This is a genomic window from Nocardioides sp. Root190, from assembly GCF_001428565.1.
Taxonomy (GTDB): Bacteria; Actinomycetota; Actinomycetes; order Propionibacteriales; family Nocardioidaceae; genus Nocardioides.
In genome coordinates, this window is the sequence record NZ_LMIA01000008.1 from 71,215 (window position 1) to 82,745 (window position 11,531).

The window sequence follows — 11,531 nt, forward strand, 5'->3', positions numbered from 1 at the left end:
ACCTCAGGCGTCGAGCGAGCTCCGCTCGCCGACCCGCGCGGCGTCGGCCTCGGCGGCGGCGTCCTTGGACGGCAGCACGAACCGGTAGCCGACGTTGCGCACGGTTCCGATCAGCGTCTCGTTCTCGGGACCGAGCTTGGCGCGCAGGCGGCGCACGTGGACGTCGACGGTGCGGGTGCCTCCGAAGTAGTCGTAGCCCCACACCTCCTGCAGCAGCTGCTGGCGGCTGAACACGCGACCCGGGTGCTGGGCGAGGAACTTGAGGAGCTCGAACTCCTTGAAGGTGAGGTCGAGGACCCGGCCACCGACCTTCGCGGTGTAGGTCGCGTCGTCGACGACGACCTCGCCCGAGCGGATGACGTGCGCCTCGGGGTCGGCTGCGTCGCGGGCGGCGGCGAGCCGGCCGATCGCCAGCTTGATCCGCGCCTCGAGCTCGGCCGGGCCGCACGTGTGGAGCACGACGTCGTCCATGCCCCAGTCGTGGTTGACGACGGCGAGGCCGCCCTCGGTGGCGACGAGGATGACGGGGACGTCGGTCCCGGTGGTGCGGATCAGGCGGCACAGGTCGCGCGAGCTCGCCAGGTCGTGACGACCGTCGACGAGCAGGAGGTCGGACTCCGGCGCCTCCAGGAGGGCGCTGCCCTCCGCGGGGAGGATCTTGACGTGGTGACCCAGCAGGGCGAGCCCGGGCAGGACCTCTGCCGAAGGCTGCAGTGCGCTGGTCAGGAGCAGAAGAGTGCTCACTCGTGGTCTCCTCACTGGCGCCGCGTGGCGAACGCCGTGTCGAGACCGAAACGCAACGCTGGGCCCCGGCCGGTTTCCCTGTAGGGAAGGATACCGAAACAACGGTGCAACAGGGAAGGAAACCGGTGGTGAATGAGATGCAGGTCATCCGGGTCCACTACTGGGCGGCCGCAAGATCTGCGGCCGGAGTGGCCGAGGAGGACGTCGACGTCCCGGGGCCGGTCACGCTGGCCGACCTGCGTGCCGACCTGGTCCGGCGCCACCCCGAGAGCGACCGCCTCGCCGACGTGATCAAGGTCTGCTCGGTGGTCATCGGCGACCGCCCGGTGTCCTCCTCGGACCCGGGCTCCGTGCTGGTCGAGCCGGGTGACACCGTCGAGTTCCTTCCGCCATTCGCCGGAGGTTGAACACACCCGGAGTGGTGACCCTCTAGACTCCGTCGGGGCCGTCCTCGATGACGGCTGTGGCCGTCCGTGCAGAGGAGAGCAGTGCCGAGCGAAACCACCGCGCGCCCCGCGAGAGGGGTCACCGGCGGCGCTGCGCCTCCCGGTTCGTCGGCGGTCGTGACCCTGGTCGTGATGCTGCTCGCCGCCGCTCTGGTGCTGCTGGCCACGACCGGAGGCGTGATCGAGTCGATCGCCGCGGTCGGCGTGGCGGTCTACCTCACCCTGCTCGCCACCCTGGGCGCGACCCGCGTCGGCGTCATCACGCTGATGGGCGCCTTCGCCACCGCGCCGTCGTACAAGGGCCTGCTCCCGGCGGCGGACCCGGTGACGCCGACCGACGGTCTCCTGGTGCTCGGGTTCGCCCTGCTGCTCCCCGTCATGTTCAAGGGCAAGCTGCGGGTCCCGCTGCCCTACGTCATCGGCATCATCGTCGTGTTCTCCTTCGGGATGATCGCCACCGTCCTGTCCGACCGATCGCTCGAGAGCTTCATCGCCCTGGCGTTCTGGCTGGTCGTGATGACCGCGCTGCCGGTCGCGGTGCTGCTGTGGCGCCCCTCGCCTCGGGTGATCCAGCTGCTGGCCTGGACCTACGTCGTCGGCCACCTGGGCAGCTGGGCGGGCGGGATCGCGACCGGCAAGATCACCGGCGGCCGTCATTTCGGCATGACGAACCACCCCAACTACTTCGCCGAGGCCGGGATCATGGCCATCGCGTTGCTGATCTACCTCTTCTTCGAGCACCGGACCTGGCTGGCCCGCACCATCACCATGGGTGCCGCGGGCGTCGTCGGGGTCTCGGTCCTGCTCAGCGGCAGCCGTGGTGCGACGCTGGTCGTCGCGGTGATGGTCGTGATGATCCCGATCGTGGAGCGTTCAGCGATCACCGGCTTCCTGTACGCCCTCGGCGGCGCCCTCGTGGTCGCGGCTGCGCCCTTCCTGCTCGACATCACCGGTAACACCTCAGCGATCGACCGGTTGCTCGGCGGCGGCACGTCGTCGGGGTCCGACACCGCCCGTTCCGCCGGTCTGGAGACCGCCTGGGACCGGTTCTGGGCCAGTCCGTTCTTCGGCGACGGCCTGATCGACCTCTTCGACATCCACAACAACATGCTCGAGGTGGCCGTCGGGATCGGGATCTTCGGTCTCGTCGGCTTCCTCCTCGTGCTCTTCGCACTCGCCCGGCCGCTCTTCGGGGACTCGCCGCACCGCCGGCTCTGCTACACGATCTGGGCCTACCTCGGCTGGGGTCTGCTGATCCCCAGCCTGTACGACCGCACGCTCTGGGTGCCGATGTGCCTGGCTGCGATCTGCTGGGCGGGCAGTCTCTCGGAGGACGACGACAAGGAACCGGCGGCCGAAGAGACGGCCGCACTCACGACGACGACGGCGAGGACCTGACATGCGCGTTCTGGTGACTGGAGGTGCCGGTTTCCTCGGCTCCCACCTCTGCGACCGGCTGATCGCCGAGGGCCACGACGTCCTCTGCGTCGACAACTACTACACGGGCACCAAGGACAACATCGCCGGCCTGCTCGGCAACCACCACTTCGAGCTGATGCGGCACGACGTGACGTTCCCCCTGTACGTCGAGGTGGACCGGATCTACAACCTCGCCTGCCCGGCGTCGCCGATCCACTACCAGCGTGACCCGGTCCAGACGACCAAGACGAGCGTGCACGGCGCGATCAACATGCTCGGGCTCGCCAAGCGGGTCCGGGCCCGGATCCTCCAGGCCAGCACCAGCGAGGTGTACGGCGACCCCGAGGTCCACCCGCAGGTGGAGGAGTACTGGGGCAAGGTCAACCCGATCGGCATCCGCAGCTGCTACGACGAGGGCAAGCGGGCAGCCGAGACGCTCTTCTTCGACTACTGGCGCCAGCACGACCTCGAGATCAAGGTCATGCGGATCTTCAACACCTACGGTCCGCGGATGGATCCCGACGACGGTCGCGTGGTCAGCAACTTCATCGTGCAGGCGCTGCGCGGCGAGCCGATCACGATCTACGGCGACGGCCAGCAGACCCGCAGCTTCTGCTACGTCGACGACCTGATCGAGGGCATGTGGCGGCTGATGGAGAGCCCGCCCGAGTTCACCGGTCCGGTCAACGTCGGCAACCCGACCGAGAACACCATGCTGGAGCTGGCCGAGGCCGTCATCCGGCTGGTCGGCGGCACCTCGAAGATCGAGTACCGTCCGCTGCCCTCCGACGACCCGCGGCAGCGTCGCCCCGACATCAGCATGGCGCGCAAGGAGCTCGACTGGGAGCCGTCCGTCGCCCTGGAGGACGGTCTGCGCGAGACCATCGACTACTTCCGCCACCGGCTGGCTCGCTGAGCCTCCTGGAGGTCACGCTCCAACGACAACGGCCGCCCCTCGGGGCGGCCATTGGTCGTCGTACGTCGAGCGGATGCGTCAGGCGACGTCCGACTGGGTCAGCGCGTCCTCGACGACCGACACCGTGCCGCCGGTGCGACGAACCCGGGTCGGCCGCGTGTGGCGGTCGATGAGGTCCATGACGCCCTGGTAGTCCAGCGGGGCCTTGATGTGGGCCACGATCAGCACGGTGGACAGCAGGACCGTGAAGTCCAGGCGGAGGCGGTAGCCGTGGACGACGGCGTGGCAGTACGCGCCCTCGATCCGCAGGCGCTCGGAGTCGGAGAGCGAGTCACGCCCGACGAGCTGGACCGGACCGGTGAGCCCGGCCGAGGTCAGGAACCGGTCGTCGGCGTAGGAGTACTCGGCGCGCAGGCAGCTCATGACGTTGTCGGGCAGCGGCCGGTTGCCGACGATGCTCATCTCGCCGCGCAGCACGTGGATCAGCTGCGGGATCTCGGTGAGGCCGAGGGCCTCGAGGATCCGGCCGGGACGGGTGTAGAGCGGCGAGTCCGGCGGGATGTTGAGGAACCGGACGCCCTCGACCGGGACGGTGGTCCGGTTGACGAGCTTGTCGGCGTTCTTCACCATCGTGCGGAACTTGATGGTGCGGACCATCGTGCCCGTGCGGACCCACCGGTTCGACCGGTAGAACACCGGCCGGCCGGACATCACGAGGACCATGAGGGCCGAGCCGAGCAGCACCGGTACCCACACGATGCCTGCCGCAATGGCGACGAACAGGTCGAATGCGCGCTTCGTTCGCATTGACTACCCACTTTCCCCGGAATGTCCAGGACCGTTCACGCCAATGCTGGGGGGCGGCGGAATCGATCGTCTCGTTGAAGGCGTCAACGATCGGAGTGCTAAAGAGATACTGTTCACCAACAACCAAAATCTGCTGTCGATTCCGACGGGACGTCCCGAAGGGGCTCCGTCGAGCTTCGTCAGGACGATCCGGGCCAGCGTCGAATAGCTCGTGTGGAGCTTCAGGCGGCCCTTCCGCTCGGCCGCGTCGAGCAGCCGCCCGGGGTACACCACGGACAGCGAGGCGTCGCCGCCCGCCGCCGTACGGTCGTCGACGAGTTGCTGGAGCTGCTGCTCGACGACCGCCTTCCAGCCGCCGTAGTAGCGACGGTCCTCGCCCGGGGCGAGGGCGAGCACGGTGGAGACCAGGACGACCCGGACGGGTCGGCCCGCGTCGAGCACCTGTTCGACGAAGGCGAGGTCACGCAGCACCGCCGGTGCGTCGACGGCGGCGCGGGGCGTCTCGGGGTGGACCGGGCCGAGGGCGGCCACGACGACCCGGACCGGGCCGGTGCCGAGGCCGGCGACGCAGGCACGGAGGTCCGTCGAGGAACCGTCGGCCACCGCGGCGGCCCCGAGCTCGGGCAGGGCGCTGACCAGCGCAGCGTCCTCGGCGTGGCGGGCCAGCGCCAGGACGTCGGTGCCCTTGGTCCGGCGCAGCACCTCGCGGCCCAGACGCGTGCGGGGCCCGATCAGGACGGTGGCCGTCATCGGCTGGCTGCCCGGAGGATCGTCTCGAAGCGGTCGGCGCAGCCGGTGAGGGCGAACTCCTCCTCGGCCAGGTCACGGGAGGCCTCGCCGAGCTCGTCGCGGGTCTCGGCGTTGCCCAACATCTCGGCGGCCCAGGCGGCTGCCTGGTCCAGCGAGTCCTCGGTGGGCGGGACCACGAGGCCGCCGGCGCGGTTGACCAGGGCCGAGGCGAGGTTCTCCGACGGCATCATGCCCAGGACAGGGCGTCCTGCGCAGAGGTAGGACAATGTCTTGGACGGCACCGAGAAGGCACCGGCCTGCTGCTCGAGGAGCACCACGAGGATGTCGCCGGTGCCGAGCACCTCCGAGAGCCGCTCGTAGGGCTGGAAGGGCAGGAGGGTCACCGGGACGTCGAGCCGCTCCGCCTCGGCGCGGATCACCTCGACGGCAGGGCCCTCGTTGACCACGACCAGGCGCATCGGCCGGCCGGCGTCGATCACGCGGCGCGCGAGGCCCACGAGGAGGGTCGGGTTGTGCTTGAGGCCCAGCGTGCCCGAGTAGAGCAGCGTCGAGGTGTCGTCCAGCTCGTGCTCGGCGGCCCAGTCGTTCTTGCGCTCGACCGGGCGGATCTCGTCGAGCGGCGCCCAGTTCGGGATCACCGTCGTCTTGTGGGCGGTTCCCCACTCCTCGTGGACAGGCACGAAGGAGGGGGCGATGACCACGATGGCAGCGGACCGGCGTGAGACCCATCGCTCGGCGACGGCGAAGACGCCGGCCACGGCGCGGAACTTGCGGCCGAGCTTGTCGCCGGCGAAGGACTTCACCGCGATCGCGTAGACGTCCTGGTGCCAGAGCACCCACGGGCGGCGCAGCAGGGCCATGCCCAGCGCGAACACCACCAGGGTGGGGATCTGTGCGTTGGACAGCATCGCGGTCTGGGCACGGGTACGACGGACCTGGCGCAGCAGCTCCCAGCCGACCCGAGCCTCGACGAGCACCCGCCGGGCGAAGCGGTCCTTGGCGATCGGCTCGGTCGGACCCACGGGGTCGAACACGAGCGTCTCGCCGGGCTCGGCGACCAGTTGTCCCTTGCCCGAGGTCCAGCCGGGGCAGAAGGAATGGGTCACCTCGTGGCCGCGCCGGGCCAGCTCGCGGCTCAGCTCGACCTGGAACGGGTGGCCCGCGTAGTCGTGGACGAGAATGCGCACAGTTGCTCGGCGGTCCTCAGCCCTGGGCACGCTTGACCTGGTCGAAGACCCAGGCATAGGTCTTGGCCAGGCCGTCGGCGAGGGTGATCGACGGCTCCCAGCCGAAGACCTCGTTGATCTCGGTGTTGTCGGAGTTGCGACCGCGCACGCCCTGCGGAGCGGTGAGGTCGTACTTCCGCTCGCACTTGATGCCCGCGATCTCCTCGACGATCGTGTAGAGCTGGTTGATGGAGACCAGCTCGGCCGAACCGAGGTTGATCGGCTCGAGGTGATCGCTCGCGAGGATCATCTGCGAGCCCTTCACGCAGTCGTCGATGTACATGAAGGAGCGGGTCTGCTCGCCGTCGCCCCAGATCTCGAGCTCGTGCTTGCCGGAGATGACCGCCTCGGCGATCTTGCGGCACACCGCAGCGGGAGCCTTCTCGCGACCGCCCGTCCAGGTGCCCTCGGGCCCGTAGACGTTGTGGTAGCGGGCCATCCGGGTGGTGAGGTCGTAGTCCTCGCGGAAGTGGCGCGCCATCCGCTCGCTGAAGAGCTTCTCCCAGCCGTAGCCGTCCTCCGGCATCGCCGGGTAGGCGTCGGACTCCTTGAGGGCGGTCACCGACGGGTCGGTCTGCTTGTCCGCGGCGTACACACAGGCGGACGAGGAGTAGAAGTAGCGCTCGACGTCGAACTTCTGCGCCGCCTGGAGCATGTGGGTGCTGGTCAGCACCGTCAGCATGCACAGGGCCTTGTTGTTCTCGATGAAGCCCATGCCACCCATGTCGGCGGCGAGCATGTAGACCTCGCGGGCACCTTCGGTGGCGGTCTCGGCATCGGTCAGGAGGGAGAGGTCGGCGACGCTGTTCTGCGCGTCCGGGTGGACCTGGTACCACTCCTCGATCGGCTTGACGTCGACGGAGCGGACGGTCTTGCCCTGGGCAAGCAGATCGGCGACCAGGTGGCCTCCGATGAATCCGCCGCCACCGGCGACCAGGACGTCCACGGGCGCGTTCATCGTGTCATCTCCTCATAAGTACGGCTTCGAATGTAGACAACGCCCCCCGACGTCGTACTCCCAACGAGTACAACATGAACAGGGTCACGCGGTCCTGAGTTCGGACGATCCCGTCCGGACCGATCTTCGTGACGGAGGGCCGGAACCTCGGCCTCCCCACTGTCGTTACTATCCCGGGTTGTCGGGTCGGCGATGTCCCGGGGGTGTCGATGCCGAGAGGAGAACGAGTGAGCACGGAGGGCGCGGGCCGACGGCTCAGTGTCATCACCCTCGACCAGATCATGTCGGGGCTGTCGAACCTCGGCGTGGCGTTGCTGTCCGCCCACCTGCTCGGGGTCGAGGCGTTCGGCTACTTCGGACTGCTCCTCGTCATCGTCGCCGCGGCCATGGGCGTGTCCCGCTCGCTGATCGGCGATCCGGTGATGGTGCACCCCGACGATGCCCGCGAACGCCCGGGGCAACCGGTCGCCGCGGTGCTGATGATCGCCCTCGGACTGTCAGCAGTCCTGGTCGTCATCGCCGCCGTCCTTCACGCGGTGGACCTGCCACTGGCCCGGGAGCTGTTGATCCTCGCCGCCGGGCTGCCCGGCCTCCTCGTCCACGACCTCGGCCGCTACCTCGGCTTCGCCACCCAACGCCCGGTGCGCTCGCTCACCCTCGACACCGTGTGGCTCGTCCTGCTCGTCGCAGCGATGGTCGCGGTGATCGTCACCGACCGCACGACCCTCACCTGGTTCCTGCTGGCCTGGGCCGGGAGCGGCTCGGCCGCCGCGCTGCTCGTGTTCGCGCAGCACGGACCGCCGACCCGCGGTGGAGCGACCTGGCTGCGGGAGCGGTGGTCCTACTCGTGGCGCTTCCTGCTGTCGTTCACCGCGCTGCAGGGCGTCTCGATGGCCTTCCTGGTCGTCGTCGCCGCGATGGCCGGCGCCCGCGCGCTCGGTGCCGTGCGGGGAGTGCTGATCCTGATCCGCCCCTACATGACGTTCCAGACCGCCGCCGTCGCCGCGGGGGTCTCGGAGGTCTCCAACGAGCAGGAGGCGGTGACGGCGCGCCGACACCGGCGTCGTACCTCGACGGTCGCCCTGGTCGTCGGCCTGGTCAACATCGCGATCCTCCTGCTGATGCCCGACTGGGTCGGCCGCGCGATCCTGTCCGACACCTGGGACGCGGCGAAGGAGCTGCTCGCGCCGGCCTGCCTGCAGATCCTGTGCCTGGCGCTGATCGTCGGACCGCGGTCCTACCTCCTGGGACGCAAGGCGATCAACACCACCGTCCGCATCGACCTGATCAGCACCGTCCTCATCTTCGCCGTCGGCATCGTCGGCGCCGTCTGGGACGGCGCGCTGGGAGCCTGCTGGGGGGTGGCCGCCGGAAACGCGATGGCCGCAGCGATCTGGTGGACCGCCCTGCGCACCCATGTCTCCCGGGATACTGTCCGCTCGACCCCCTGACCTGGAAGGTTCACGTGCCTCTCTTCCTCCGCTGGCTGAAGTACACGATTCGTCGAGTTCTGGACTCGTTGATCGGCGGCAACCTGCCCCAATTCCGTCGACTGGTGAAGGCCGGACGGATCACGGTCGGGGAGCACACGTACGGCGTCCCCATCGTCAACATCTACGACCACGACGAGTCGAAGCTGACGATCGGGAAGTACTGCTCGCTCTCCGAGACCGCGCTGATCATGCTGGGCGGCCAGCACCCGATCAACCACGTGTCGCAGTACCCCTTCCGGATCAACTGGGGCCTGCCGGGAGCCGGTGAGGACGGCAACCCGGAGCCGGGCTCCGACACCGTCATCGGCAACGACGTGATCATCAACCAGCGCGTCTTCGTGCGCAGCGGCGTGACGATCGGCGACGGTGCCCTGATCGGGTCGAACGCCAACATCACCAAGGACGTCCCGCCGTACGCCATCGTCGGAGGCAACCCGGCGCGGGTCATCAGGTACCGCGCCACCCCCGAGCAGATCGAGGCGCTCCAGGAGATCAAGTGGTGGGACTGGTCGAAGGAGGACGTGATCGACTCCCTCGACTACATCGTCAGCGACGACATCGACCGCTTCATCGCCTACGCCCGTGAGCGCTTCGGGCCGCGCGCCCCGAGCGCCACCTCCGCCGAGCGGTGAGGACGGACCCCCACATGCCCACCACGACCTACTGCACCGTCCTGGCCACGAACTACCTCCCCAAGGCCCTCGCTCTCGCGGAGAGCGTCCAGCGTCACCACGACGCCGAGCTCGTCGTGCTGCTGATCGACGCGGAGCACGGCGCGGACCACCAGCTGCCCGACCTCCCCGGCGTGCGGATCATCGGCACCGACTTCCTCGGCCTGGCCAGGGAGGACGTGCTGGCCCTGGCGACCTACTACGACCTCGTCGAGTTCGCGACCGCGATCAAGCCGCTCCTGTTCCGTCGCCTCCTGGCCGACGCCGAGCAGGTCTTCTACCTCGACCCGGACACCTGGGTGAGCTCGCCGATGGAGGAGCTCGCGGGAGAGCTGAGCGCGAGTGCGGGCGGCATCGTGCTGACGCCCCACTTCCTGCACCCGCTGCCGGCCGACGCGCCGGTCAACGAGGGACACCTGCTGACCGTCGGTGTCTTCAACCTCGGCTTCTGCGGCTTCGACCGCCGTGCACTGCCCGCGCTCGACTGGTGGTGGGCGCGGCTGGAGTGGGACTGCCTGTTCGACTACCTGAGCGGCCTGTTCGTCGACCAGAAGTGGATGGACATCGGCGCGGACCTGTTCCAGGCCCGGAGCCTGCGTCATGCCGGCTACAACGTCGGGGTGCTGAACCTCCACGAGCGTCCGATCGGCCTGGACGAGGACGGGCTCCTCATCGCGAGCACCGACGAACGGCTCCGCCTGTTCCACTTCCACGCCTTCGACACGAGCCGTCCCGACGAGCTCTCCGCTCGCCGCGAGCTCGAGAGCGAGAACGCCGCCGCCGAGACCCCCGAGGTCGTCGGGCTGTGCCGCGAGTACGCCGCCGCCGTCATCCGGCACGAGCAGGCCCTGCCCCCGGCTCCGTCGTACCGCTATCACCACGACACCCGTGGACGCCGGATCACCCGGCGCCTCCGCCGCGCGTGGCGGGTCCAGGCCAAGGCCGGCGACCGGCCGCCCTCACCGTTCCTGCCCGAGCATGCCGAGGCGTACGACGCCTGGCGGCATCGCGCCTGGAGCACGGTCAGCCGCGAGATGGCCGGCGACGCCGTCAAGAGCGCGCGGATGGCCCTGCCCGAGGAGTTCGGGCACATCAAGGACCGATTCCCCGCCATCGTCTCGGGTGTGCGTTCGAAGGTGGTGGGTCGTGGCAGCGGCATGTGGGGCTGAACGACGTCCGGCCAATCGAATCGACAGGAACGGCGAACGATGAGTGCAGTACGCGAGTGGGCGACTGCCCGGCTCCAGTGGGCGCCGTTGCGCAACGGCACGAAGTACGCCGTCCACGGCATGGCACGCGCGCGCGGACGCTCGCTCGAGCGCCGCGGAGCGGTGCCCGAGATCGGCAACATCCTCGCCGCCGGTCCGCAGAAGGCCGGCAGCCAGTGGCTCAAGGCACTCTTCGACCACCCGCTGGTGCGTGCCCACACCGGTTTGATGACCCTGCCGCAGCTGGACTACCAGCTCGCGCCTCCGGCCAAGGGGTTCCCCGCGGGGACCTTCGTGCCCGGGGTCTACCTCAGCTACCCCGAGTTCGAGGCCCTCGCCAAGCCGCACCCCCTGCGTCTGGTCTACCTCTCGCGCGACCCGCGTGACATGGTCGTGTCGGGGTACTGGTCCGCGGTGAAGACTCACCGCGTCGGTCACCTGCCCGAGGTCGAGAAGCTGCGCGAGCGGATCCGTACGGCCTCCTACGAGGACGGGCTGCTCGCGATCATCGACTCCGCGGCCCAGCTCTTCCGCGACATGGACACCTGGGTGGGCGTCGAGGACGAGCGGGTCGCCCGTTTCAAGCTCGAGGACGTCGCCAAGGACCAGCGCCCGGTCGTGCTCGGGATGCTGGCCCACACCGGCGTCACGCTGTCCGACACCGATCTCGAGCAGGTGCTGCGCGACGTCGATCGCGGCACCCTGCAGAGCAAGGACCTCGCGCGTCGCAAGGACGGCGAGTCCCACTACCGTGTGAACCAGTCAGGGCACGAGGATGTGTTCTCGGACGTCCACTACGCCGCGATCGAGCGGGTCGCACCGGGCCTGATCGAGCGCCTCGGCTACGCCATGTGACCTCGGCGTCGAAGGCAGCGTCATGTGAGGTGGACTTG

The 11,531-nt window shown here is 69.2% G+C and carries 12 protein-coding genes; 7 read left to right on the top strand and 5 right to left on the bottom strand.

Annotated features, from left to right (window positions below; genetic code table 11):
* Nucleotides 1–3: 3 nt before the first annotated feature.
* Nucleotides 4–744, bottom strand: a complete 741-nt coding sequence (locus ASE01_RS06765; RefSeq protein WP_056749434.1) for a response regulator transcription factor — start codon at nt 742–744, stop codon at nt 4–6.
* Between the two features lie 137 nt (nt 745–881).
* On the opposite strand from ASE01_RS06765, the gene ASE01_RS06770 reads away from it, so the two are divergent.
* From ASE01_RS06770 to ASE01_RS06780, 3 genes are all read left to right on the top strand, one after another.
* On the top strand, nt 882–1,151 hold the full coding sequence (locus ASE01_RS06770; protein WP_056750045.1) for a MoaD/ThiS family protein: 270 nt from the start codon (nt 882–884) through the stop codon (nt 1,149–1,151).
* Nucleotides 1,152–1,232: 81 nt separating this feature from the next.
* A complete protein-coding gene (locus ASE01_RS06775; protein WP_157537143.1) occupies nt 1,233–2,588 on the top strand; it encodes an O-antigen ligase family protein in 1,356 nt (451 codons plus the stop codon).
* Nucleotide 2,589: 1 nt separating this feature from the next.
* Nucleotides 2,590–3,525, top strand: a complete 936-nt coding sequence (locus ASE01_RS06780) for a UDP-glucuronic acid decarboxylase family protein (protein WP_056749436.1) — start codon at nt 2,590–2,592, stop codon at nt 3,523–3,525.
* A 78-nt stretch (nt 3,526–3,603) separates the two neighbouring features.
* Here the strand turns inward: ASE01_RS06780 and ASE01_RS06785 are convergent, their stop codons facing one another.
* From ASE01_RS06785 to ASE01_RS06800, 4 genes are read right to left on the bottom strand one after another with little or no spacing between them, the layout of a single operon-like run.
* The gene (locus tag ASE01_RS06785) at nt 3,604–4,332 is read right to left on the bottom strand and encodes a sugar transferase (protein WP_056749437.1); all 729 of its coding nucleotides are present in this window, start codon (nt 4,330–4,332) and stop codon (nt 3,604–3,606) included.
* 3 nt (nt 4,333–4,335) lie between these two features.
* Complete coding sequence (locus tag ASE01_RS06790; RefSeq protein ID WP_056749438.1) at nt 4,336–5,082, bottom strand: hypothetical protein; 747 nt, start codon at nt 5,080–5,082, stop codon at nt 4,336–4,338.
* Complete coding sequence (locus tag ASE01_RS06795; protein WP_056749439.1) at nt 5,079–6,269, bottom strand: glycosyltransferase family 4 protein; 1,191 nt, start codon at nt 6,267–6,269, stop codon at nt 5,079–5,081. Before ASE01_RS06795 ends, ASE01_RS06790 begins: the two co-directional genes overlap by 4 nt.
* A gap of 16 nt (nt 6,270–6,285) precedes the next feature.
* Entirely contained in the window at nt 6,286–7,266 is a 981-nt protein-coding gene (locus ASE01_RS06800; RefSeq protein ID WP_056749440.1) for an NAD-dependent epimerase/dehydratase family protein, read from the bottom strand.
* Nucleotides 7,267–7,493: 227 nt separating this feature from the next.
* On the opposite strand from ASE01_RS06800, the gene ASE01_RS24335 reads away from it, so the two are divergent.
* The 4 genes from ASE01_RS24335 to ASE01_RS06820 are packed head-to-tail and all read left to right on the top strand — an operon-like array spanning nt 7,494 to nt 11,493.
* Nucleotides 7,494–8,717 carry a hypothetical protein gene (locus ASE01_RS24335; RefSeq protein ID WP_056749441.1) on the top strand — a complete coding sequence of 408 codons (1,224 nt, stop codon included), beginning with the start codon at nt 7,494–7,496 and terminating at the stop codon, nt 8,715–8,717.
* Nucleotides 8,718–8,731: 14 nt separating this feature from the next.
* Nucleotides 8,732–9,391, top strand: a complete 660-nt coding sequence (locus ASE01_RS25495) for a CatB-related O-acetyltransferase (protein WP_056749442.1) — start codon at nt 8,732–8,734, stop codon at nt 9,389–9,391.
* A 14-nt stretch (nt 9,392–9,405) separates the two neighbouring features.
* Nucleotides 9,406–10,599, top strand: a complete 1,194-nt coding sequence (locus tag ASE01_RS06815) for a hypothetical protein (RefSeq protein WP_056749443.1) — start codon at nt 9,406–9,408, stop codon at nt 10,597–10,599.
* A gap of 39 nt (nt 10,600–10,638) precedes the next feature.
* On the top strand, nt 10,639–11,493 hold the full coding sequence (locus ASE01_RS06820) for a sulfotransferase domain-containing protein (RefSeq protein ID WP_056749444.1): 855 nt from the start codon (nt 10,639–10,641) through the stop codon (nt 11,491–11,493).
* Nucleotides 11,494–11,531 lie beyond the last annotated feature (38 nt).

Bases quoted from the DNA above. Each gene is read 5' to 3' on its own strand.
- ASE01_RS06800 (WP_056749440.1), bottom strand. From the start codon at position 7,266: ATGAACGCGCCCGTGGACGTCCTGGTCGCCGGTGGCGGCGGATTCATC.
- ASE01_RS06815 (WP_056749443.1), top strand. From the start codon at position 9,406: ATGCCCACCACGACCTACTGCACCGTCCTGGCCACGAACTACCTCCCC.
- ASE01_RS06785 (WP_056749437.1), bottom strand. From the start codon at position 4,332: ATGCGAACGAAGCGCGCATTCGACCTGTTCGTCGCCATTGCGGCAGGC.
- ASE01_RS06780 (WP_056749436.1), top strand. From the start codon at position 2,590: ATGCGCGTTCTGGTGACTGGAGGTGCCGGTTTCCTCGGCTCCCACCTC.
- ASE01_RS06770 (WP_056750045.1), top strand. From the start codon at position 882: ATGCAGGTCATCCGGGTCCACTACTGGGCGGCCGCAAGATCTGCGGCC.
- ASE01_RS06790 (WP_056749438.1), bottom strand. From the start codon at position 5,082: ATGACGGCCACCGTCCTGATCGGGCCCCGCACGCGTCTGGGCCGCGAG.
- ASE01_RS06820 (WP_056749444.1), top strand. From the start codon at position 10,639: ATGAGTGCAGTACGCGAGTGGGCGACTGCCCGGCTCCAGTGGGCGCCG.